We start from the raw sequence: 22,933 nt of genomic DNA, 5'->3' as shown, positions 1-22,933 counted from the left end.
AGGGTTGCCCCCTCATATTTTCAGTGGGCAACCCTCCAGTTCGGGCGGTGCCCCCTGAAGTGGAGGGTTCGCGCAGGGCGGGCTCGGGCGTGGTACGGCGCGGTGTGGTACGGCGCGGTGTGGTACGGCGCGGTGTGGTACGGCGCGGTGTGGTACGGCGCGGTGTGGTACGGCGCGGTGTGGTACGGCGCGGTGTGGTACGGCGCGGTGTGGTGGGCCGGGTGAGTGGGGGGTGTGGTGATGGCTGAGCAGTACGTGGCCGCGGTGGACCAGGGGACGAACTCGAGCCGGTGCATCCTGTTCGACCGGCGCGGGCGGCTGGTGTCGGTGGCGCAGCGGGAGCACCGGCAGTTGTTCCCGCGGCCGGGGTGGGTGGAGCACGACGCCGAGGAGATCTGGCGGAACGTGGCCCGGGTGGTGCCGGCGGCGATCCGGCAGATCGGCGCCGCGCCGTCGCAGGTCGTTGCCATCGGCATCACCAACCAGCGCGAGACCAGCCTGCTCTGGGACCGCCGGACCGGCCGGCCGATCGGGCACGCGGTGGTCTGGCAGGACACCCGCACCGACCGGCTCGTCACCGAGCTCGCCGGCGCGGACGGCCCGGACCGGTTCGCGGACCTCTGCGGCCTGCCGCTGACGACGTACTTCTCCGCGCCGCGGATCAAGTGGATGCTCGACCACACCCCCGGGCTGCGGCAGCGCGCCGAGCGCGGCGAGATCCTGTTCGGCACGATGGAGACCTGGCTGATCTGGAACTTCACCGGCGGCCCGAACGGCGCCGCGCAGCACGTCACCGACGTCACCAACGCCAGCCGGACGATGCTGATGAACATCGAGACCCTGGACTGGGACGACAAGCTGCTCGCCGCGTTCGACGTACCGCGCGCGATCCTGCCCGAGATCCGCCCGTCGTCGGGGGTCCTCGCGACCGCGAGCGAAGTACTCCCCGGGGTCCGGATCGGCGCCGCGCTCGGTGACCAGCAGGCCGCGCTGTTCGGGCAGACTTGTTTCAGCCCGGGCGAGGCGAAGTGCACGTACGGCACCGGTTCGTTCCTGCTGATGAACACCGGGCAGGAGATCGTCCGGTCCAAGCACGGCATGCTCACGACCGTCGCGTACCGGATCGGCGACCAGCCGGCGTCGTACGCGCTGGAAGGGTCGATGGCGGTGACCGGGTCGCTCGTGCAGTGGTTCCGCGACGGGCTCGGAATGATCCACACCGCGGCCGAGATCGAGACACTCGCGCGGACCGTCGAGGACAACGGCGGTGCGTACATCGTGCCGGCGTTCTCCGGGCTGTTCGCACCGCACTGGCGCAGCGAGGCGCGCGGGGTGATCGCCGGGCTGACCGGCTACATCACCAAGGGGCACCTGGCCCGGGCGGTGCTCGAGGCGACCGGGTTCCAGACGCTCGAGGTGGTCGACGCGATGAACGCGGACTCGGGGATCGCGCTGACCGCGCTCAAGGTCGACGGCGGGATGACGGCGAACAACCTGCTGATGCAGTTCATCGCCGACCTGCTCGACGTCCGCGTCGTCCGCCCGATGGTCACCGAGACGGTCTCCCTCGGCGCCGCGTACGCCGCCGGCCTCGCCGTCGGGTACTGGCCCGACCTCGAAGGCCTCCGCAGCAACTGGCACCGCGCCGGCCAGTGGATGCCACACATGGACCCGGCCCGGCGCGCAACGGAGTACACCAACTGGCAGGCCGCCGTCCAACGCACCTTCAACTGGATCCGCACCGAGGACCAGGAGCTCTGACAACCCTTTCGGCGAGCACCGAAGAGCGCAGCCCGTGACGTGGCTGTCAAACGCTTGATACATCACCCGCCTAGCGTCCAGCCCGTCAGACATCAGCTACTCGGGAGGGAACCAGGATGGCGAAAACTCGCAAGGTGCTCGCGGCGGTGGCGCTCGGTGTGGCGACGTTGGCGGTCGCCCCGCTGACGGCGAACGCGCAGACGCTGCAGGTCACACACATCACCTGCCACGAGCAGGAGGATTTCAACGGCGCCGACGACATCTACCTGCAGGTCGACGGCGGCACGATCATGGAGCCGGTGCAGTTCGTCACCGGCGACAGCAAGGACATCGCCAACGTGACGGTCGAGCAGGGCAAGGTGCTCGTGATGCGCGAGGGCGACTTCCCGGACGAGGACGACAACCTCGGCCAGCTCAAGATCACCGGCCCCGGCAACTACGAGTTCAAGGACGACGACTCGCACTACACGGTCACCGTCGGCTGAACTCCCGGGGAGGGGCGCTCAGACGCTCCTCCCCCGCAGCCGGCCGCGGAGGAGCTGGATGCTGGTCACGACGACCCAGAGCCAGAAGACGGCGTACGGGATCAGCCAGATCGACGTGGTCCAGAACGCGCGGCCGAGGAGGAAGCCGAGTGCCGCGGCGAGTGCGGTCCAGCCCAGCCAGCTCGGGAGTGCCGGCGTACCGACCATGATCCAGCCGGCCGCCGCGAGGAATCCGGCCATCGCGACCCACGCGTTCGCGAACCCGAGATTGCCCATGTCGAACGCGTATCGCGCGAGCTGCGCGTCGACGCCTTCGTCGGTGCGGTACCCGGCGAGCTCCCAGCCCGGGCTCATCAGTAGTGCGACGAACGTGATCCCCGAGGTCAGCGCGAACGCCGACCGCCAGGCGGGATTGCCTTCCGCCTCCCGAAGAAGCGCCCACAGCACCGAGACGAAGCAGGCCAGGGCGAGTACGGCGAGCACGCCCAGATAGGTGCCGATCGTGTACAGCGTGTCGTGCCGCGCCTCGAAGAAGCGCAGGATCTCCTCACCGGGCGCGTCGAACGCCGGCTCGCCGCCGCCGACCTGCACCAGCGCCTGGCTGGTGCCGACCAGTACCAGACCGGCCAGGCCGGCCGTCCCGCCGGTCAGCGAGGCCGTCCGCCACTGGTCGCGCAGTTGTGTCGTCTCCCCCACCATGTGTCGTCCCTCCCGCTTCGATTGAGCCACGGGAGGGACGGCGGCGTCCAGGGATCAGGCCGGGGAGACGATGTCCGGGGCCTCCAGGCGGACCTTGTCGGCGGACTCGTCGTCGGGCTGGTCCTGGGAGTCGCGTTCGGACTGGACACGCTTGAGGTAGAACGAGATCTCGCGTTCGATCGTCGCCTCGTCCCAGCCGAGGATCGGTGCGACCAGCCGCGCGGCCGCCTCCGCAGCGCCGACGCCGCGGTCCCAGGCCTCGATCGAGATCCGGGTCCGGCGAGCCAGGATGTCGTCGAGATGACGCGCGCCCTCGGCCTTGGCGCCGTACACGATCTCGGCCTTCAGGTAGTCCTGGGTGCCGGGTAGCTGCTCGCCGAGCGACGGGTCCTCCTTGACGAGTTCGAGCACCTCCTCGACGAGCGCGCCGTACCGGTTCAGCAGGTGCTCGATCCGGGCCACGTGCAGCCCGGACCGCTGCGCGATCAGGTGCCGCTGGTTCCACAGCGCGTGGTACCCGTCGGCGCCGACCAGCGGGATGTTCTTCGTGACGCTGCGCGGGACCCGTCCGTCGAGCGCGTCGGCGGCCGCGTCGATGGCGTCCTTCGCCATCACCCGGTACGTCGTGTACTTGCCACCGGCAACCACCACGAGACCGGGCGCCGCGTGCGCGACGACGTGCTCGCGGGACAGTTTCGACGTACTCTCCGACTCGCCGGCGAGCAGCGGCCGGAGCCCGGCGTACACGCCCTCGACGTCCTCGCGGGTCAGCGGCGTCGTCAGGACGGCGTTCACGTGGTCGAGCAGGTACTCGATGTCCTTGCTGGTCGCGGCCGGGTGCGCCTTGTCCAGGTGCCAGTCGGTGTCCGTGGTGCCGATCAGCCAGTGCCGGCCCCACGGGATGATGAACAGGACGGACTTCTCGGTCCGCAGGATCATCCCGGTGCTGGACTGGATCCGGTCCTTCGGGACCACGAGGTGGATGCCCTTCGACGCGCGGACGTGGTACTGCCCGCGCTCCCCGACCATCGCCTGCGTGTCATCGGTCCAGACGCCGGTCGCGTTCACCACCTGCTTCGCCCGGACCTCGAACTCGCGCCCGCTCTCCAGGTCCTTCGCCTGCACACCGGTGACCCGCTCGCCCTGGCGCAGGAAGCCGGTGACCTTCACCCGGTTCGCGACATGGGCGCCGTACGACGCCGCGGTCCGGGCCAGCTCCATCGTGTGCCGCGCGTCGTCGACCTGCGCGTCGTAGTACTGCAGCGCGCCGACGAGCGCGGACTTCTTCAGCGACGGCACCAGGCGCATCGCGCCGCGCCGGGTCAGGTGCCGGTGGATCGGCAGCCCGGCGCCGAGGCCCGAGCTGACCGCCATCCCGTCGTACAACGCGACGCCGGCGCCGGCGTAGAACCGCTCCCACCAGCGGTGCTGGAGCGGGTACAGGAACGGCACCGGCTTCACCAGGTGCGGTGCCAGGCGCTGCAGGAGCAGACCGCGCTCCTGCAACGCCTCGTGCACGAGTCGGAAGTCGAGCATCTCCAGGTAGCGCAGGCCGCCGTGGATCAGCTTGCTGGACCTGCTGGAGGTGCCGCTCGCGAAGTCGCGGGCCTCCAGCAGTCCGGTGGTCAGGCCGCGGGTGGCGGCATCGAGCGCCGCGCCGGTGCCGACCACCCCGCCACCGATCACCAGGACGTCCAGTTCCCGTCCGTCGGCCATCGCGTCGATCGCGTCGGCCCTTGCTTGCGGTGACAGAGCCACTACAGCCACTGTTGTTCCTTCCGATCTCTCTCGTGTCCTGCTAATTCAGTCGACGTCGACCCAGTCGAGGGTGCGCTGGACGGCCTTCTGCCAGCCGGCGTACCCCTGGGTGCGCTGCTCGTCGTTCCACTGCGGCTCCCACCGCTTGTCCTCGTTCCAGTTCTGCACCAGCTCGTCCTTGGTCTTCCAGAAGCCCACGGCGAGCCCGGCCGCGTACGCCGCGCCGAGCGCGGTCGTCTCCGCGACGACCGGCTTGCTCACCGGTACGCCGAGGATGTCGGCCTGCATCTGCATGCAGAGCTCGTTCGCCGTGACACCGCCGTCGACCTTCAGCACGTCGAGCCGCACGCCCGAGTCCTTCTCCATCGCGTCCGCGACGTCCTTGCTCTGGTAGCAGATCGCTTCCAGTGTCGCTCGCGCCAGGTGGGCGTTGGTGTTGAACCGGGACAGCCCGACGATCGCGCCGCGGGCGTCGGAGCGCCAGTACGGCGCGAACAGGCCGGAGAACGCGGGCACGAAGTACACGCCGCCGTTGTCCTGGACCTGCCGGGCGAGCGTCTCGGTCTCGCTCGCGCCGGAGATGATGCCGAGCTGGTCGCGCAGCCACTGCACCGCGGAACCGGTGACCGCGATCGAGCCCTCCAGCGCGTACACCGGGGCCTCGTCGCCGAACTTGTAGCACATCGTGCTGAGCAGGCCCGCCTTCGAGCGGACCAGCTCGGTGCCGGTGTTCAGCAGCATGAAGTTGCCGGTGCCGTAGGTGTTCTTCGCCTCGCCCGGGTTGAAGCAGACCTGGCCGACGGTCGCGGCCTGCTGGTCGCCGAGGTCGCCGGTCAGCGGGACGACGCCGCCGAGCGGGCCGTTGGCGAGCGTCTCGCCGTACTTGTTCGGGTCCGACGACGGGCGGATCTCGGGCAGCATCGAACGCGGGATGCCGAAGAAGCCGATCAGCTCGTCGTCCCAGTCGAGGGTCTCGAGGTTCATCAGCATGGTCCGGCTGGCGTTCGTCACGTCGGTGACGTGGACGCCGCCCTCGGTGCCGCCGGTCAGGTTCCAGAGCAGCCAGGTGTCGGTGTTGCCGAAGACCGCGTCCCCGGCCTCGGCGGCCTCGCGGACGCCGTCGACGTTCTCCAGGATCCACTGCACCTTGCCGGCCGAGAAGTACGTCGCCGGCGGCAGGCCGGCCTTCTGCCGGATCACGTCGCCCTTGCCCTCGCGTTCCAGCGCGGAGGCGATCCGGTCGGTGCGGGTGTCCTGCCAGACGATCGCGTTGTAGTACGGGCGGCCGGTCTTGCGGTTCCAGACCACCGCGGTCTCGCGCTGGTTGGTGATGCCGAGCGCGGCCAGGTCGCTCGCCTGCAGGCCCTGCGCGTTCATCGCGGTCCGGATGACCGCGCTGGTGCGCTCCCAGATCTCCACCGGGTTGTGCTCGACCCAGCCGGCCTGCGGCAGGATCTGCTCGTGCTCCAGCTGGTGCTTGCCGACCTCGTTCCCGGAGTGGTCGAAGATCATGAAGCGGGTGCTGGTGGTGCCCTGGTCGACGGAGCCGACGAAGTCAGCCATGGATGGTCCTTTCCTCACAGTCGCTCGAGCTCATGCGGTCTTCTCCTCGGGGATCCGGCCGGGCTCCTCTTCCTCGTCCGCGATCGGCAGGAAGCGGCCGACGAGCAGGTCGTACAGGAACGCGCCGACGAGTGCGCCGATGATCGGTGCCACGATCGGCACCCAGAAATAGACGTCCCCGAACTGGTCCTTGAACGCTCCGCCGTACCCGGTGAAGAAGGACGCGAGCCGGGGGCCGAAGTCGCGGGCCGGGTTGATCGCGTAGCCGGCGTTGGTGCCCCAGGCCATGCCGATGCCGACCACGAGCAGGCCGACCAGGAACGGCGCCATGTTCGCGGCCGGGGCGGTGTTGCGCAGGTCGGTGATCGCGAGGATCACCAGCATCAGGATCGCGGTGCCGATGATCTGGTCGCGGAAGCCGCCCCACATCCCGACGCCGAGGTCCACGCTGCCGTTGCCCGGGAGCGTGGAGAACACGCCCTGGCTCTTGATCGTGAGCCCCGGGTCGAACTTGTTCAGGGCCTCGGTGTAGTTCCAGCGAACCACGAGCGCCGCCAGGAACGCCCCGAGGAACTGCGCCAGCGAGTACGGCAGCACCTTCTTCCAGCTGAACCCGCGGAACGCCGCGAGCGCGATCGTCACCGCCGGGTTCAGGTGCGCGCCGGTCATCCGGCCCGCGACGTAGATGCCCAGCGTCACGCCGATGCCCCACGCCCACGAGATCGAGTCGTGGTCGCCGATCCCGCCGGCCACCACCTGAGCCACCACACCGCAGCCGAACAGGATCAGTACGAAGGTGCCCGCGAGCTCCGCCGAACACTCCCCCAGGAGGGTCTTCGCCTTGACCGCTTCGGTCGTAGCCATACCAAACCTCCCTTCCTCGCCGTGACGACCACGGCTGGCTGGAATGTAGGAGCGATGCACCCCTGGTACAACGCCCGCCGTTCGACATTGTCGAACGCTCGATCGGCACCGCCGGGCTGCGACACTCAGCGACCTATCGATTACCTAGCGACACTGATAGACGCCACCGGGCCCGCGCAGGCCGGTGGTCGTCGGATGGGGCGTCCGCCCCCAGTCGATGACGAGGGCACGAGACCGTCGTACGGCGCCGGCTCCGTCTCGGTGAGGCGCCACCTGAGCATCTCCCCCGACGCGGTCCGGCGCTCCAACGCGACCAACTCCCCGAGCTCGACGCCGCACTCCCGTGCGGCGGTCACGAACTCGTCGGGGTCCTCCGGATGGATCGCCCACGTCACCAGCCGCTCGCGGTCCAACGGGTACGGCGAACGCGCACCCGGCGCAGGCTCCGGATCCGCACCCAGAAACTCGAGGTACGCCGCACCACCGAGCCCGACAAGGTAGTTCCGCGTCCCCCACCGCGCATGCCGCCCCCCGACCACCGGCTCAACCCCCGTCACATCAGCAAAGCCCGCAACCGACGCCTCCAGATCAGGAGTGGCCAGGACAAGGTGGTCAAGCAGGGCTTCCGGCATGCATCGACCGTACGCGAAAGCCCGGACCACGCACTGCCGCCGACGGCGCTAGGTTGTTCCTCCGTGTTCGATACGCTTCCAGGAGCTCCGCCTATGGCCGTGTCGCCGTACACCTTCAGAGGTGCGCTGTCCGTCCTCGACATCGACGACCGGAGCCGTTTCGCGCTCGAGCGGTTCTTCGGTGCGGCAATCTTCGCCGGCGCCGGCGCTGCTGCGCTCGCCGGTGGCCCGGTCGCCGGGCTGACCGCGGCGGCCTGGCTGTCCCTCGTGGACCCGAAGAACGAGGCAGCGAGTCTGCTCGACGCGATCGTGACGAAGGTGTCGAAGCGGCTCCGCGGCTCCAAGGAGAAGAACCAGCTCGAGCTCGTCGTAGCCGCTCACACGATCACCGCGGTCTCGTCGTTCTTCGACGCGTTGCCGCACGTCATCGGACCGAAGTACCGCGAACTGGGACTCACCGACCAGGAGCGGAGCCGGATGCTCACGGTCCCCGGCGCCGGCCAGGACGACCTGTTCGACGTCGCCGTACCACTGTCCTCACCGGAGCTCGGGCTGGAGGCGAACCTCGAACGGAACCTCAAGCCGTACTACGAGCGCCTCGGACGCCGGTGCCTCGACTTCTTCACCGGGCTCGAAGCATGGCACCGGCTCGAGCCGGTGCCGTCGACCGGCGTACTGGACGCGATCGTCGAACGGGCCGCCTGGCTGTACCGGAGCCGGATGCTGGAGCTCAGCGCGTCGACGCCGTTCGGGCTGTGGGTGACGCTGAACGAGTTCTCCGCGACCCGTGACGCGATCCGCGCACAGGCCGCGGCCCTGGGCGAGTTGCGGACGGTGCTCAGGATGGTGATGCCAGGTCGTCCTGCGCCGCGGAACAGCTACCGCGAGCAGCTGGCGCTCGTGGCACAGGAAGTGCTGGACGAGCCGCTGCTGCGATCTCGTACGCAATCCATCGCGTCACCGACCGTGCGGGACGGGTTCGTCGAGCCGTCGTTCCACCACGCGATCGCGGACGACGACTCGCGGCCTTCCGACGAGGACTGGTGGTCGGAGCAGCCGGAGTACTCGTCGCTGGTCGAGTACATCGCGAGCTACCTCACCAGCGTCGTCGGTCCGCGGCCGTTGCTGCTGCTCGGCCATCCCGGCGCCGGGAAGTCGCTGCTCACCGAGGTGCTGGCCGCGCAGCTACCGGCCGACGCGTTCGCGGTCGTCCGCGTCCCGCTGCGGTCCGTCAATCCCGACGACGACCTGGCGGTCCAGATCAGCAAGGAGCTGCAGCGCATCCTCCAGCGGCCGAACGCCGATCTCGACGAGCTGCGCCAGGAGTGTGGCGGGTGCGAGTCCTGCGGCGACCCGGCCAGTTGCCCGCACCGATGCCATCTCGTCGTACTGCTGGACGGGTTCGACGAACTCGTCCAGGCCACCGGCGTGACGCAGTCGGCGTACCTGTCGAAGGTCGAGGCATTCCAGAAACGCGCGCGAACCCTGGGTACGCCGACCTCGGTCATCATCACCTCGCGCACGGTCGTCGCCGACCACGCCGAGATCGCGCCGGGAACCCCGATGATCAAGCTGCGCGAATTCGACCGGGACCGGATCGACCGCTGGCTCACCGCGTGGAACTCGGCGCACCGCGGAATCGCCGGCTTCGCGCCGCTCGGCGTCGACGAGATGACGGCGTCGGACGCGATCAGCGAGCTGACGTGCCAGCCGTTGCTGCTACTGATGCTGGCGGTGTACCTCGCGGAACTCAACACCAATCAGCTGGGCGCGGACCTGACCCGGAGCGAGCTGTACCAGCGGATCCTGGACCGCTTCATCAGCCGCCAGATCACCGAGAAATCGGCACCGGACGCGTCGGACGCCGAGCAGCAGGCGCTGCAGCGTCGGCAACGCCGACGGCTCCAGTACGCGGCGATCGGCATGTTCAACCGCGGCCGCCAGCACATCACGGACCTCGAGCTGAATGCCGACCTGGCTGCCCTCGAACCACCCACCGCCGCCGCGCCGGGCTTCCAGCCCCTGACCGCGGCCGACCGCGTCCTCGGCGAGTTCATGTTCGTGCACAACCCCCGAGCCGACCGCGAACAACGCAGCGCCTACGAGTTCCTGCACGCAACCTTCGGGGAGTTCCTGGTCGCCGAACTCGTCGTCGAGCTGCTTGTCCAGCTGACGCGGCACCGCGAACTGGAGACCGGCCTCCCGCACTCCGGCGGTTTGGACGACGAACTCCTCCGCCGCCTTCTCAGCCATCAACCGCTGAGCGCCCGCGAGCCGACTCTGCACTTCGCCGACGCCCTCGCCGCCCGGCTTCCGACCAACGACCGGGACGCCTTCCGCGATACCATCAGCTACGTCCTGCAACGCGAGTTGACCCGTCCAGACAGCGGCGATCAGCTCTACGCACCGCTCCCCTACGACCCGATCCGGCGCCGAGCCTGCTACACCGCCAACCTCACGCTGCTCCGCGTTCTGCTGATCGAGGATTGGGTACCGATCGAGGCGGTCGTAGGCTGTCCGGACTCCGCAGACCGTTGGATCCGCATGGTCCGCCTCTGGCGGGCAGGGCTCGATCCGTCCTCGTGGGCCACGGTGATGGACATCCTGGCGATCTCGCCCGATGACTCCGGGCTCGACCTCGGAACGGCCCGGCTCCGGACGCGGGGCCAGGCCACGCTCGATCCGTCGCTCGACGAGGCCGAGCTGTTGGGCGACCTCCGGCACAAGGCCGAACTCATGATTGGCTCCGTCGCAACCCGGGCGGGTGACGACGTGTGGCGGCAGGGGGACGTAGCTGCGATGGACCAGATCGCGACCATCCAGCTCATCGGTACGGTCGTCCCGCAGTTCGATCGCCTGCTGCCGTATGACGACGTGTGGCTCGACGGGCTGCTGTCGACGCTCTCCTCGATGCCGGCGATCAACTCGGACGTCAAGCGAGCGGCCCTCTTCCTGCTCTCACGGACCGCTCCGAACCTGCCCTTCGACTATGTCCGGAACCTGCTCGCGGCCGTCTGGCCGGCGCCGTCTGCCGGGTACGAGGTCGAACTCGCGGCGGTCGTCGGCTGCCATCCCGCGCTGCTGACCGCGATGCCCGAACTGCGCGACTACCTGTACGCCGCGGACCCGGCCCGCTCCACGACTGTCGTCGCGGTTCTCTGGCGTGCCGAAGCGCACGCCACCGGGAACGACCGGAGCGAACTGGAGGTGCTCCGGCTCGAGATCGACCGCTACGTCGCACAGTCGATGCCAGTGACCTTTGACCACTATTTCGCGCCCGACTTCGTCACGTACCTGCGTGCACAGGAGCCGACACACTGGCTCGCCCAGCGCGACGTGCCCGACATGTTCGACCAGCTCCAGGCCGAGTACCTTCGGCACGTCGCACCGGAGGATGCGCTCTTCATCGCCGACGGGTGGCCGGGACGCAGCACCGACTTCGTGTCGAACTACGTGCGCAGCCGCGCGATCGTCGTGCGGCCAGGCGAGGACCTGACCGCCGCACTACGCCGTCACGTCGGCGGCCGAGCAGCCCACGAGGCTGCCGCAACGCCCAACCCTTTGCCGCCGTCCCCCCATCAGGGAGGGTAGACAGACACCCGAGGGGGACGAGAGATGGCCGACTCGACGGCGTTCGCCGAGTTCGCGACCAGTAGGCACGGCGCGCTCTACCGGTACGCCTACCTGCTGGCCGGGGACCGCGGTCTGGCCGAGGACCTCGTCCAGGAGGCGTTGGTGCGGACGTACGTCGGCTGGCACCGGCTCCGCGACCCGAACAACGCCGAGGCGTACACGCGCCGGGTCATCACCACCACCGCGATCGGCTGGTGGCGCCGGAAATCGTGGCGCGCGGAGCGGCCGAACGACGACGTACCCGATCGGCCCGCCGACGCGACGGCCGCCGACGACACCACGGCGCGGGTCTGGCTGTGGCGCGAACTGCAGCAGCTGCCGCCGCGGCAACGGGCGGCGGTCGTCCTGCGGTACTACGAGGACCTGACCGAGCCGCAGACCGCCGAGATCCTCGACTGCAGCGTCGGGACCGTGAAGAGCCAGGTCTCCGACGCCCTCAAGAAGCTTCGCGCCCGGCTGGGCGCCGACGTCGTGCTGAAGGCAGGAATGAGCGAATGAACAACCTCCTCAAGGACACGCTGGCCGAACGCGCCGCCGGCGCCGAGCCGCCGCCGCTCGACCTCGACGCGATCGTTGCGGCCGGCAACCGCCGGATCTCCCGGCGGCGCGCGATCGGCGCCCTCGGCGGCGCGGTCGCGGCAGCCGCCGTGACCATCGGTACTGCGACGGTCGTCCGCCCGCGCGAGTCCCAGCCCCAGCCCGCCAGGCCGGCCCCCTTCGCGCAGCGCCGCGTCACCTATGCCCTCGGCAGCACCATCCACTACGGGGACGAACTCCTCTCCGTGGCCCCCCACAAAATCACCGCCTTCGTCCAGACCGACGCAGGCTTCGTCTTCCTCGACGCAGGCAACAACATCCGGGTGGCGGACCGCTCCGGCGTCCGGAGCCTCGGCAAGAGCAGCTGGGAGCTCGCCGCGGACTTCCGCGGCAACCTGGTCGGCTGGGTCGAGGGCTTCGACGACCACAACGAGTCGGTCGTGTACGACGTCGCCGCGCGCCGGGAACTCGTACGGATGGCGATCGGCAACCAGATCCCTCCGAACGTCAGCCTCGTGTTCCGCTCGCGCATCATCGCGATCGACGGCGGCACGGCGTACTTCGACACAGTCGACGGCCCGTACCGCTGGGACATCCACGCGAACCGCGGCGAGCTACTCGCCAAGGTGCCGACGAACACCGTCCGCGCGGTGGCGGCCGGCCAGATCGTGTTCCAGTCTCCGCTCGAGCAGCCGCACCCCGGTGTGAGCCTGGCGATCGGCGACTCGGTCTCCGCCACCGCCCCGGCCCGATTCACCGGCCAACGGGTCTTCCTCTCCCCGGGAGCCAAGCACCTCGTCGCGGAACCGGACGACGCGCTGCCGGGCATCCAGCCGCTGTGGGCGGACCTGCTCATGTTCGACGCCGCCACCGGCAAGCTGAACCGGATGGAGCGCACCTACCTCCACGCGTACTTCGGCCAATGGCACGGCGACGACACCTTCACCGCCGCGGCACGACGCGACAACACAGCGGCGGCCGTAGCGGACCTACTCGTCGTCAACGCCGCCACCGGCGCCGTCAAGGTCGCCGTACCCGGGTTCTCCACGCTGACCTTCAGCAAGACGCCACCCCGGATCACACCGTTCGCGCTGCCGACCGGGCGGCCGATCGTCGATCTGTACTAGAAGGTGAGAATACCTCACGGTAACATCTAGGTCACCCAACGTCGCCCGACCGCCCCTGGGAGCTGACGATGACCCGTACCCTCCGCCGCTGCCTGACCGCGCTCCTGCTCACCGGACTCACCAGCGCCGGACTCACGAGCAGCGCCACGGCTACAGACGCCGCCACAGCCGCAGAACTCCGCCCGGTGATGTTCGTCGGCAACAACTGGGAAGGTACGGCGGACGTGCTCCAGCCGTCCGGGAGCTTCGCCAGGATCGGCCGCGTGAACGTCGTCCCCGACAAGGCGGAGCGACTGGCCGAGATCTACCTCAACCCGGTCAAGCTCGGCTTCTTCCTCGCGATCCGCAACGGCCCCGGTGAAGGGCACGACCAGCTCGTCGACGATCTCTACAGCAGCCCGGACGGTACGGCGATCGTCGCGTCGCGGCCGAGCTTCGCCGACGTGGTGTCGATCGACATCGCCACCGGGCGGGTGAACTGGCGGTTCCCGGTGTCCGGGTACCGGGCCGACCACATGGCGCTGTCGCCGGACGGGCGCCGGGTCGCGGTGTCGGCCTCGACGTCCAACAGGGTGCACGTGCTCGACGCGGCGAGCGGCCGGGAGCTCGGGTCGTTCGCGACCGGTGACAAGCCGCACGAGAACGTGTTCACCGCCGACGGCAGGATCTGGAACTCCGCGATCGGCGAGGTGTTCACCCCGCTCGACGCCCCGGAGTTCGACTGGACGAAGGGTGATCGGCGGATCACGATCGCCGACGCCACGACGTACCAGGTCGTCAAGGTGATCGATCTCCGCGAGCGGCTGGACGCGTTCGGGCGCGGAGACCTCTCGGACGCCGTCCGGCCGGTCGCGTTCACACCGGACGAGTCGAAGCTGTACTTCCAGGTGTCGTTCTTCAACGGCTTCCTGGAGTACGACGTCGCGTCCGACGCGATCACCCGGCTCAAGGAGCTGCCGAAGAACCCGGGCACCAACGAGGACCGGACCACCTGGGTCAACGACTCCCGCCACCACGGCCTCGCCATGAACCCCGCCGGTACCAAGCTGTGCGTCGCCGGCACGATGGACGACTACGCCACCGTCGTCGACCGCGCCACGCTGGAGCCCGGCCCGCTCGTTCCGGCGAGCAAGCCGTACTGGTCGACCGTCAGCGGCGACGGGCAGAGCTGCGTGATCTCCGAGAGCGGCGCGGACCGGATCAGTGTGATCAGCTTCGCCACCGGGCAGAAACGCCTCTCGGTCCCGGTGGGCGATCACCCACAGCGCATCCGCCTCGGCCGCGCCCCGGCCAACTGGCCGAGGTGATCGGCCAATCAGCTCTTCGCGGCGGCCTGGGCGGTGGCTTCCTGTTCCGGGGTGGCGTTTTCCGGGAAGTGACAGGCGGACTGGTGGCCGGGGGCGAGTTGGACCAGTGGTGGCTCGACCGTCTTGCAGATTTCCTGGGCCTTCCAGCAGCGAGTGTGGAAGCGGCACGCCGGCGGTGGGTTGATCGGGCTGGGGACGTCGCCCTGCAGGCGGATGCGTTCCTGCTTGCCTTTGCGCTTGGTGTCGGGGACCGGTACGGCGGACAGCAGGGCGACCGTGTACGGGTGCATGGGCTTCTCGTAGAGGCTGACGCGGTCGGCCAGCTCGACGATCTTGCCGAGGTACATGACCGCGACCCGGTCCGAAACGTGCCGTACGACGGACAGGTCGTGCGCGATCATCACGTACGTCAGGTCGAACTCGTCCTGCAGGTCTTCCAGCAGGTTCACCACCTGCGCCTGGATCGACACGTCGAGCGCGGACACCGGCTCGTCGGCGACGATCAGCTTCGGCCGCAGCGCCAAGGTGCGCGCGATGCCGATGCGCTGCCGCTGGCCGCCGGAGAACTCGTGCGGGTACCGGTTGTAGTGCTCCGGCGAGAGACCGACCAGCTCGAGCAGTTCCTGCACGGCCTTCTTCACGCCGTGCTCGGTCTTCACGTTCTGCAGCTTGAACGGAGCACCGACGATCTTGCCGACCGTGTGCCGCGGGTTCAGCGAGCCGTACGGGTCCTGGAAGATCATCTGTACGTCGCGACGCAGCGGCCGCATCCGTCCTTCGCCGAGGTTGCTGATGTCGCGGCCCTCGAACACGAGCTTGCCGGCGGTCGGCGTCTCCAGCCGGGTCAGCAACCGACCGGTGGTGGTCTTGCCGCACCCGGACTCCCCCACCAGCGACAGCGTCTCGCCGCGGGTCACCGTGAAGCTCAGCCCGTCGACCGCCTGCACGGCGCCGACCTGGCGCTGCAGGATGCCCTTGCGGATCGGGAAGTGCTTGACGAGACCCTCGACCGACAGCAGCTCCTCGCCCATCTTGGGGACAGTAGGAGTCGGCTCAGCAGTAGTCACAGTCGTCGTCCCGTTCACAGCGTCGGCTTGATGTCGGTCTCCCACGCCTGCAGGCGGTTCTGCGGGGAGAGGTGGCAGGCGACCATGTGGCCGTCGCCGGTGTCGAGCAGTTCCGGCCGGTCCGTCTCACTCGCGCCGTTGTTCAGGTGCGCGTAGTTGCAGCGCGGATTGAACGCGCAGCCCTTCGGCACGTTGATCAGGCTCGGCGGCGTGCCCTTGATCGGGATCAGCCGCTCGGACCGCTCGCGGTCGATGCGCGGCATCGAGCCGAGCAGGCCCCAGGTGTACGGGTGCTGCGGCCGGTCGAAGATGTCCTCCGCGGTGCCGTACTCGACCGCGCGGCCGGCGTACATCACCTGGATGTCGTCGGCGAGTTCGGCGACCACGCCGAGGTCGTGGGTGATGATGATGACGGCGGAGTTGAACTCCCGCTGCAGGTCCCGGATCAGGTCCAGGATCTGCGCCTGCACGGTGACGTCGAGCGCGGTCGTCGGCTCGTCCGCGATCAGCAGGTCGGGGTCGCAGGACAGCGCCATCGCGATCATCGCGCGCTGCCGCATACCGCCGGAGAACTGGTGCGGGTACGCGTCCACCCGCCGGTCCGGCTGTGGGATCCCGACGCGGTCGAGCATCTCGATCGCGTGCTTGCGCGCGACGCCCTTGCTGACGTCGTTGTGCACCCGGTACGCCTCCACGATCTGGTGCCCGACCGTGTAGAAGGGGTGCATCGCCGACAGGGGGTCCTGGAAGATCATCGCCATCCGCTTGCCGCGCAGCCGGCGGACCGCCTCGCGGCTGGCCGAGATCAGGTCCTGCCCGTCGAGGATCACCTCACCGGTGATCCTGGCCACGCCCGGCTTGTGCAGGCCCATGATCGACAGGCTGGTCACGCTCTTGCCCGAGCCGGACTCGCCCACGATGCCGAGCGTCTTGCCGCGATCGAGCTTGAACGACAGCCCGTCGACGGACTTCACCACGCCGTCGTCGGTCGGGAAGTGGACCTTCAGGTCGCGTACGTCGAGAAAGCTCACTTCGCCCTCACCCTCGGGTCGACCACGGCGTACAGGAGGTCGACGACCAGGTTCGCGATCACGATGAACGTCGACGCGACCAGGACCACCCCCAGGATCTTCGGCAGGTCGTTCTGCACGATGCCGTCCACGGCGTACTTCCCCAGGCCGTTCAGCGAGAAGGTCTTCTCGGTGAGTACGGCGCCGCCCATCAGCAGGCCGACGTCGAGGCCGAAGATGGTCAGGATCGGGGTCAGCGCACCGCGCAGCCCGTGCTGCACCACCACGTTTCCTTCGGGCAGGCCTTTGGCGCGCGCGGTTCTGATGTAGTCCTCGTTCATCGTTTCCAGCATGCCCGCACGCGTGAGTCGCGCGTACTGCGCGGAGAACAGGAACGCCAAGGTGATCCAGGGCAGGACGAGCGCCTGCGCCCATTTGAACGGATTTTCGGTGAAGGGGACGAACGTGCCCCCTGGAACCGTCCATTTCAGGTGATAACTGAAGATGCTCAGACAGACCAGGCCGGTGAAGAAGATCGGTAACGAGACTCCGGCCAGCGCTGTGCCCATCGCCGCCCGGTCGAAGACCGACCCACGTTTCAGCGCCGACAGGACACCTGTCGCGACCCCGAACACGAGCCAGATCGTCGCGGCGCCGACCGCGAGCGACAGGGTCACCGGTATCGCCTCGACGATGTCCGGCCACACCGGGCGCTTCTTCAGGAAGGAGTACCCCAGGCACGGAGCCGGGCACTTCTCCACGCCGGCGCCGTAGTTGTACTCGGCGCCGGCCACGACGCCCTTGGCCCAGTTGAAGTACTGCACCGGGACGGGGTCGTAGAAGCCGAGGTTCTGCGCCGTGGTCTTCACGGTCTCCTCGGTCGCGGCCCGGCCGACGTACCGGGTGGCGAGCGTCTCCGGCGTGGCGCCGGCCATCCGCGGCACCAGGTAGAAGATCGAGAACGTGATGACGCTGACGATGAACAGCAGGCCTATGGCGGCGACGAGGCGCCGGACGAGGTAACTGAGCACTGTTGTGCGGCGCCGGCCCGGTCCGGTCGTGCCGGACCGGGCGCCTGCTGCCTTCACCTGCCTATCGGAGTGGGTCGATGCCTGACTTTTACTTGATGCCCATGGAGAGGTAGTCGTACATGCCGTACGCGTCGCTGAAGTAGACGTTGGACAGCCGGTCGCTGCGCACCATCAGGATCTTCGCCCACAGCGCCGGGTACACGACCGCCTCCTCCATCACCCGCTTGTCGATGTCGCCGTACATCTGGTCGCGCTTGGCCTTGTCGGGCTCGACCGTCGCGGCGTCCAGCGCCTTGTCGACGTCCGGGATCCGCACGCTGATGTTGGACGAGCCACCGGTCTCCCGGATCACCCGGCTGTCGACGATCTGCGACAGGAAGCCGAAGCCGTCGTTCCAGTCCGCGCCCCAGCTGTTGGTGGCGAGGCCCAGCCCGTTCTTCCGGGCGTACGGCGGGTTGCCCGCGTACGTCGAGAAGTAGTCACCGGTCGGGAAGCCCTTCAGCACCACGTTGATGCCGACCCGCTTGAGGGACTGCTGCACCGACTCGGCCGCTGCCTTCTCCTTCGGCCGGTCGCTGCGGAAGGCCATGTTGACCGTGAAGCCGTTCGGCTGTCCACAGGCCGTCAGGCTCTCCTTGGCCTTGTTCACGTCACCCTTGTGGTCGTCGCCGTTCGGGTACGTGTTCATCTCCTTGAACCCGTCGATCGACGGCGGCATCAGGCCGGTGGCCAGCTGCCCGCCGGCGAACTCGCCGCCGTACGCGGTCTGGTAGCCGACCTGGTCGACGCCGTACATGATCGCCTTGCGGCAGTCGATGTTGTCGAGCGGCTTCACCTGCGGGTTGATCGACATGTACTGCAGCCGCGCGATCGTCGGGTTGTCGGCCTTCTTCTTCAGCTCCGGGTCGCTCAGGATCTTGCCCTGCGCCGCGGCCTGCACGCCGGTGCCGGCGATGTCGACGTCCAGGTCACCGGAGAGCAGCCGGTTGTCCAGGTCGTTCGCCTCGGTCTTGAGGGTGATCTCGTAACCGTCCGGCAGCGCCTTGCGGATCGGGTCGGTCGCCGGGTCCCACTGCGGGTTGCGCTTGAGCGTGTAGGACTTGCCGGTCTCCACCTTGTCGAACATGTACGGACCGGTCGAGATCACGTGCTCGCGGTACTTCGCGCCGGTGTCCTTGGCCGCCGGGACCGGCGCGGTCTGGGACAGCGCGGCCAGGTTGTCGAAGCCGGCGAACGGCTGCTTCAGGTGGAAGACGATCGTGTAGTCGTCCGGCGTGGTGATCGCCGAGTCGGTGTTCACACCCTTCGACTTGTACGGGCCCTTGTAGCCGGCCGGCAGGTTGAGCATCCCCTCGAAGTACGACGGTCCGTTCGGGAACGTCTCCTTGTCGGTGGAGCGCAGCACGGCGTACTTCACGTCGGCCGCCTTGACCTCGGTGCCGTCCTCGTACTTGACGCCCTTGCGGAGCTTGTAGGTCCAGGTCTTCCCGCCGTCGCTCGACTCACCGAGGCTCTCGGCAAGGTCGGGGACGATCTCGTTGCTGGCCTTACCGGGCGCCGGCTTGTACATCACCAGGGGACGGGCATAGGTCCGCAGGAAGTTCCAGGACATGCCGTAATAGGTCTCGCCCGGGTCCACGGTGTCCCAGTCGTCGGAGTGCGCCATCTTGATGATGCCGCCCTTCTTCTCCGACGGGCTGAACACCTTGTCGAGGGCGGCGTTGAACTCGGCCGTCGTACCGCCCGACGTGTCCGTGCCGGTGTCGCCACCACCACCGCAGGCGGACAGCCCCAGCGTGAGTGCGGCAGCGCTAGCGACCGCGAACCTCCATCGCTTCGTTCTCATCTCCCGGTACACCCTTCTCATTACGCGAACCGGCGCCGTCGCGGGTTCGGTCTATCGGGCACGGGGGTCGAGTGCGTCGCGCAGCCCGTCCCCGAACAGGTTGAAAGCCAGCACCGTGACGAAGATCGCCAGCCCAGGCCAGAGCATGAAGTGCGGCATCGTGTAGAAGGCCACCGCGTCGGACAGCATGCCGCCCCAGGTCGCGGTGGGCGGCCGGATCCCCACACCGAGGAACGACAACGCGGCCTCGAAGAGGATGTTGGTCGGGATCAGGAGCGTCGCGTAGACCAGGATCGGGGCGATCAGGTTCGGCAGCAGCTCGGTGATCAGGATGTACGGCCGGCGCGCTCCGAGGCTGCGCGCCGCGTCGACGAACTCGCGCTCGCGCAGCGACAGCGTCTGTCCCCGGATGATCCGGCCGATGTACGGCCAGTTGAAGAAGCCGATGATGAAGATCAGCAGCATGATCCGCAGCGTGTCGCCCTGCATCCCGAACGCGTCGTCCGGGATGACGCCGGCCAGCGCGATCGCGAAGACCAGCAGCGGGAAGGCGAGGAAGATGTCCATCAGCCGGCTGATCACCGCGTCCACCCAGCCGCCGAAGTAGCCGGCGATGATGCCCATCGTGGTACCGATCGCCACCGACAGCAGGGTCGCGAAGAACGCGATCAGCAGCGAGATCCGGGACCCGTAGACGACCCGGCTGAAGATGTCCCGGCCGTTCACCGGCTCGACGCCGAACAGGTGGTCCCAGCTCATCGCCCCGAACCGGCCGATCGGCGCCAGCGTGCCGCCCTTGGTGTCGATCAGGTCCTGGTGGAACTCGTTCGGCGGGTGGCCGAGCAGCTTGACGATCAGCGGCGCGAAGATCGCGACCAGGATCAGGACGACGATGACGACACCGCCGGCGATCGCCACCCGGTCCCGTTTCAGCCTGCTCCAGGCGATCTGGGAGAGGGACCGGCCCTCGATCCGTCGCGCACCGGCCAGGACGGCTTCGGGATCCGCCGCCGACGAGCCGGGCTCGACCTCGAGTGGAGTCGTCACGCGTTACATGCCCCCTCATGGTTGTGGTCGGCGTGTCATGCCGCCGCCTTAACCTGCCGCCATTACACGCCGGAGTCAAACGCGGAAAGTGCTGCGTTGCCCGATCGTGATCGTCAGGAAATCGTCCCGTATCGTGGACTTTCCGCAGTAAACCACGGTGTCGCACCCACGGTCGCCGGGGCCTCGCGAACCGTTACTGCCATGGCATTTTTGTGTCAGCCGGCCCGTGATCGGATTGTCAGCGGCGAAGACCGGCGAGATGCAGGAAGGCGAGCGGGTCGACAGCCGTCTTCAGGTTGGCGATGTCCTTGCCGGCGACCACCGCGGCCCGCGCCTGCCAGACCGGGATCACCGGCGCCTCCCGGGCGATGACACCCTGTAGCTGCTCGATCAGCTTGTCCCGCTCGAGACCGTTCTGCTCGGCGCGCTCCTGCTGCAGCAGCTTCGTGGCGGCCGCCGAACGGTACCCGTTCACCGCGTACGCGCCGGTCGTCGACACGAACGGCGCCAGATAGTCGTCCGCGTCCGGGTACTCCGGGATCCACCCGCTCTGGTACAGGTCGTAGGCGCCGGCCTTGGTGAGCTCCTGGTACTGCGGCCACTCCGCGCTGCGCAGCGTCACCCGGAAAAGCCCTGACGCCTCGAGCTGCCGCTTCAGCTCCAGCACCTCGGCCTTCGCGCCGACGCCGTACTGCGTCGGTGTCCAGCCGACCGTCAGCGGGACGGGCGCGACCAGCGCTGCCTCCTTGAGGATCGCCGCGGCCGCGGCCTTGTTCGGCTGCTTGTACTCCGTCTTGAACGCGTCCGACTGCCCGCCGAAGCCCGGCGGCACGACCGAGTACAGCGGCGACACGTGGTCGCCGTACGCCTTCTTCGCGATCGCCGGCCGGTCGACCAGCTGCGCGACGGCCCGTCGTACGGCGGGATTGCGGGACAGCAGCGACTTCATGTGGAACGCGTAGAACCGGATCTCCGCGGTGCCCGGCTCGACGACCTGGACCCGGTCGGACTTACGCAGTTTGTCCAGCAGGCCGGGCCCGAACCCGTGGAAGGCGAGGTCCGCCTTGCCGGTGCTGATCGCCTGGTACAGCGCGTTCGAGTCCTTGAGCGTGGTGATCGCGACGCCGTCGTTCTGCGCCGCCCGCGGCCCGCGGTACTCCTTGAACTTCGTCAGCGTGATCGTCTGGCCCGGTGTGTACGCGGCGAGCTGGTAAGGCCCGCTGCCGACGCCCTCGGTGTCGAGCAGCTTGTTCGCCGGGTACGACTGCTCGTCGACGATCGACGCCGCGGTCGTGGTCAGCAGGTACGGCAGCCGCGCGTCGGGAGTCTTGAGGTTGAACACGGCCGTCAGCTCGTCCGGCGTACTCACCGACTTCACCGACGAGAACAGCGGCGCCAGTCCCCCGGGCGTCCGCAGCCGGACCAGCCGGTCGAAGCTGAACTTCACGTCCGACGAGGTCAGCTCGTGCCCGTTCGGGAACGTCAGCTTTTCCTTCAGGCTGCAGGTGTACGTCGTCGGCGAGTCGAACTGACAGTCCGCGGCGTCCGGGACCGGCGTGGGCTTCTCCGGGAGGATCGTGAGCAGCGTCTGGTACAGGTTCGCCTGGACGGTGCGCGAGGCCACGTCGTACCGGCCGGCCGGGTCGAGCGACGACACCGAGTCCGTGGTCACCAGCCGCAGCGGTATCGGTGCCGGGGTCTGCTCGCCCGGGTGCGGCGCACTGTCGTCCGGCTCACCGCAGGCAGCCAGGCACACCCCCAGCGCCCCCGCAGCCACGGCCGCCGACACCCGGCGCACCCACTCGCTCACCGTCTTCTCACCTTCCCCAGCCCGTTACCCACACAACGCCCCCGAGGGCACCAAGTGACGGTAGCCCCTCAACGGAGCAGCGCGCGAAGGGACTCCGGGGTGAGCGGCTCGAGCGACTTCACGATCAGCCGTCGCGGGGCCTCCGGGATGCTCACCCACTGCGGTACGGCGACCACGTACATGCCGGCCGCCGTACCCGCCTGGGTCCCGGTCATCGAGTCCTCGATCACCACGCAGTACGCCGGGTCGACGCCCAGCTTGGTCGCGGCGGTCAGGTACGGCTCCGGGTGCGGCTTGCCGAGCGTGACCTCGTCACCGGCCACGATCACGTCGAACGGATCCGGCGGCAGGTGCCCGAGGACGGCGTCGATCATCGTCCGGTACGACGCCGAGACCAGCGCGCAGGGCACCTCTTCCTTGCGGAGCGCCTGCAGCAGCTCGAGCGCGCCCGGCTGGAACGAGACCTCCTTGCGGAGCGCCTCGACCACCTCGGAGAACATCCGGTCGGCCAGCGCGTCGGCGGTGATCACGCCCTCCGGGATGCGCGCCATCCAGATCTGCACGGCGTCCCGCAGGTCGCTGCCGATCAGCGTCATGCAGTCCTCGATCGTCCAGGTCGCGCCCAGGCTCGGCAGCAGCTCCAGCTGCACCTCCGCCCAGACCTTCTCGGAGTCGACCAACGTCCCGTCCATGTCCCACAGCACCGCCTGCAGCAACTACGGCTCCTCTACGTCGTCGTCTCCACGTCCTTCACAG

At 68.7% G+C, this 22,933-nt stretch carries 19 protein-coding genes; 7 read left to right on the top strand and 12 right to left on the bottom strand.

The window, feature by feature from the left end; genetic code table 11:
* Nucleotides 1-102: 102 nt before the first annotated feature.
* From ABN611_RS31590 to ABN611_RS31580, 3 genes are all read left to right on the top strand, one after another.
* Entirely contained in the window at nt 103-225 is a 123-nt protein-coding gene (locus ABN611_RS31590; RefSeq protein WP_350275928.1) for a hypothetical protein, read from the top strand.
* A gap of 15 nt (nt 226-240) precedes the next feature.
* On the top strand, nt 241-1,761 hold the full coding sequence (glpK, locus tag ABN611_RS31585) for a glycerol kinase GlpK (RefSeq protein WP_350275927.1): 1,521 nt from the start codon (nt 241-243) through the stop codon (nt 1,759-1,761).
* A 116-nt stretch (nt 1,762-1,877) separates the two neighbouring features.
* Complete coding sequence (locus ABN611_RS31580; protein ID WP_350275926.1) at nt 1,878-2,246, top strand: hypothetical protein; 369 nt, start codon at nt 1,878-1,880, stop codon at nt 2,244-2,246.
* 18 nt (nt 2,247-2,264) lie between these two features.
* Here ABN611_RS31580 and ABN611_RS31575 read toward each other — a convergent pair whose 3' ends face one another.
* The 5 genes from ABN611_RS31575 to ABN611_RS31555 form a co-directional block, all read right to left on the bottom strand.
* Nucleotides 2,265-2,945 carry a hypothetical protein gene (locus tag ABN611_RS31575; RefSeq protein WP_350275925.1) on the bottom strand — a complete coding sequence of 227 codons (681 nt, stop codon included), beginning with the start codon at nt 2,943-2,945 and terminating at the stop codon, nt 2,265-2,267.
* 54 nt (nt 2,946-2,999) lie between these two features.
* Nucleotides 3,000-4,712 (bottom strand): glycerol-3-phosphate dehydrogenase/oxidase, encoded by a 1,713-nt coding sequence (locus ABN611_RS31570; RefSeq protein WP_350275924.1) that lies wholly within the window; start codon nt 4,710-4,712, stop codon nt 3,000-3,002.
* A gap of 36 nt (nt 4,713-4,748) precedes the next feature.
* Nucleotides 4,749-6,266 (bottom strand): glycerol kinase GlpK, encoded by a 1,518-nt coding sequence (gene glpK, locus ABN611_RS31565; protein ID WP_350275923.1) that lies wholly within the window; start codon nt 6,264-6,266, stop codon nt 4,749-4,751.
* A 30-nt stretch (nt 6,267-6,296) separates the two neighbouring features.
* Complete coding sequence (locus ABN611_RS31560) at nt 6,297-7,130, bottom strand: MIP/aquaporin family protein (RefSeq protein WP_350275922.1); 834 nt, start codon at nt 7,128-7,130, stop codon at nt 6,297-6,299.
* 140 nt (nt 7,131-7,270) lie between these two features.
* Nucleotides 7,271-7,762: a VOC family protein gene (locus ABN611_RS31555; RefSeq protein WP_350275921.1), complete on the bottom strand. Its 492-nt coding sequence runs from the start codon at nt 7,760-7,762 to the stop codon at nt 7,271-7,273.
* Nucleotides 7,763-7,855: 93 nt separating this feature from the next.
* Between ABN611_RS31555 and ABN611_RS31550 the strand changes: the two genes are divergently transcribed.
* From ABN611_RS31550 to ABN611_RS31535, 4 genes are all read left to right on the top strand, one after another.
* Entirely contained in the window at nt 7,856-11,353 is a 3,498-nt protein-coding gene (locus tag ABN611_RS31550) for a hypothetical protein (protein WP_350275920.1), read from the top strand.
* Between the two features lie 24 nt (nt 11,354-11,377).
* The gene (locus tag ABN611_RS31545) at nt 11,378-11,893 is read left to right on the top strand and encodes a SigE family RNA polymerase sigma factor (protein WP_350275919.1); all 516 of its coding nucleotides are present in this window, start codon (nt 11,378-11,380) and stop codon (nt 11,891-11,893) included.
* A complete protein-coding gene (locus ABN611_RS31540) occupies nt 11,890-13,059 on the top strand; it encodes a hypothetical protein (protein WP_350275918.1) in 1,170 nt (389 codons plus the stop codon). Before ABN611_RS31545 ends, ABN611_RS31540 begins: the two co-directional genes overlap by 4 nt.
* A 68-nt stretch (nt 13,060-13,127) precedes the next feature.
* Nucleotides 13,128-14,366, top strand: coding sequence for a YncE family protein (locus ABN611_RS31535; protein ID WP_350275917.1), 1,239 nt, complete (start codon nt 13,128-13,130; stop codon nt 14,364-14,366).
* A gap of 8 nt (nt 14,367-14,374) precedes the next feature.
* On the opposite strand, the gene ABN611_RS31530 is transcribed toward ABN611_RS31535, so the two are convergent.
* The 7 genes from ABN611_RS31530 to ABN611_RS31500 form a co-directional block, all read right to left on the bottom strand.
* Entirely contained in the window at nt 14,375-15,397 is a 1,023-nt protein-coding gene (locus ABN611_RS31530) for a dipeptide ABC transporter ATP-binding protein (RefSeq protein ID WP_350275916.1), read from the bottom strand.
* A gap of 50 nt (nt 15,398-15,447) precedes the next feature.
* Nucleotides 15,448-16,464, bottom strand: coding sequence for an ABC transporter ATP-binding protein (locus ABN611_RS31525; protein ID WP_350275915.1), 1,017 nt, complete (start codon nt 16,462-16,464; stop codon nt 15,448-15,450).
* Nucleotides 16,461-17,531 carry an ABC transporter permease gene (locus tag ABN611_RS31520; RefSeq protein ID WP_350275914.1) on the bottom strand — a complete coding sequence of 357 codons (1,071 nt, stop codon included), beginning with the start codon at nt 17,529-17,531 and terminating at the stop codon, nt 16,461-16,463. The genes ABN611_RS31525 and ABN611_RS31520 overlap by 4 nt, the downstream gene beginning before the upstream one ends.
* A 31-nt stretch (nt 17,532-17,562) precedes the next feature.
* A complete protein-coding gene (locus ABN611_RS31515; protein WP_350275913.1) occupies nt 17,563-19,320 on the bottom strand; it encodes an ABC transporter substrate-binding protein in 1,758 nt (585 codons plus the stop codon).
* A 51-nt stretch (nt 19,321-19,371) separates the two neighbouring features.
* The gene (locus tag ABN611_RS31510) at nt 19,372-20,367 is read right to left on the bottom strand and encodes an ABC transporter permease (protein WP_350275912.1); all 996 of its coding nucleotides are present in this window, start codon (nt 20,365-20,367) and stop codon (nt 19,372-19,374) included.
* Between the two features lie 238 nt (nt 20,368-20,605).
* A complete protein-coding gene (locus ABN611_RS31505; RefSeq protein ID WP_350275911.1) occupies nt 20,606-22,177 on the bottom strand; it encodes an ABC transporter substrate-binding protein in 1,572 nt (523 codons plus the stop codon).
* Nucleotides 22,178-22,245: 68 nt separating this feature from the next.
* Nucleotides 22,246-22,893 carry an HAD family phosphatase gene (locus ABN611_RS31500; protein WP_350275910.1) on the bottom strand — a complete coding sequence of 216 codons (648 nt, stop codon included), beginning with the start codon at nt 22,891-22,893 and terminating at the stop codon, nt 22,246-22,248.
* Nucleotides 22,894-22,933: the final 40 nt, after the last annotated feature.

This window comes from Kribbella sp. HUAS MG21 (assembly GCF_040254265.1).
Classification (GTDB): Bacteria; Actinomycetota; Actinomycetes; order Propionibacteriales; family Kribbellaceae; genus Kribbella.
The sequence above is the reverse complement of the archived record's forward strand: the minus strand, read 5'-3'. Positions and strand labels throughout refer to the sequence as shown.

Coding starts and splice junctions, on each gene's coding strand:
- ABN611_RS31575 (WP_350275925.1), bottom strand. CDS start 2,945: ATGGTGGGGGAGACGACACAACTGCGCGACCAGTGGCGGACGGCCTCG.
- ABN611_RS31535 (WP_350275917.1), top strand. CDS start 13,128: ATGACCCGTACCCTCCGCCGCTGCCTGACCGCGCTCCTGCTCACCGGA.
- ABN611_RS31515 (WP_350275913.1), bottom strand. CDS start 19,320: ATGAGAACGAAGCGATGGAGGTTCGCGGTCGCTAGCGCTGCCGCACTC.
- ABN611_RS31550 (WP_350275920.1), top strand. CDS start 7,856: ATGGCCGTGTCGCCGTACACCTTCAGAGGTGCGCTGTCCGTCCTCGAC.
- ABN611_RS31545 (WP_350275919.1), top strand. CDS start 11,378: ATGGCCGACTCGACGGCGTTCGCCGAGTTCGCGACCAGTAGGCACGGC.
- ABN611_RS31530 (WP_350275916.1), bottom strand. CDS start 15,397: ATGGGCGAGGAGCTGCTGTCGGTCGAGGGTCTCGTCAAGCACTTCCCG.
- ABN611_RS31555 (WP_350275921.1), bottom strand. CDS start 7,762: ATGCCGGAAGCCCTGCTTGACCACCTTGTCCTGGCCACTCCTGATCTG.
- glpK (WP_350275923.1), bottom strand. CDS start 6,266: ATGGCTGACTTCGTCGGCTCCGTCGACCAGGGCACCACCAGCACCCGC.
- ABN611_RS31560 (WP_350275922.1), bottom strand. CDS start 7,130: ATGGCTACGACCGAAGCGGTCAAGGCGAAGACCCTCCTGGGGGAGTGT.
- glpK (WP_350275927.1), top strand. CDS start 241: ATGGCTGAGCAGTACGTGGCCGCGGTGGACCAGGGGACGAACTCGAGC.
- ABN611_RS31580 (WP_350275926.1), top strand. CDS start 1,878: ATGGCGAAAACTCGCAAGGTGCTCGCGGCGGTGGCGCTCGGTGTGGCG.
- ABN611_RS31540 (WP_350275918.1), top strand. CDS start 11,890: ATGAACAACCTCCTCAAGGACACGCTGGCCGAACGCGCCGCCGGCGCC.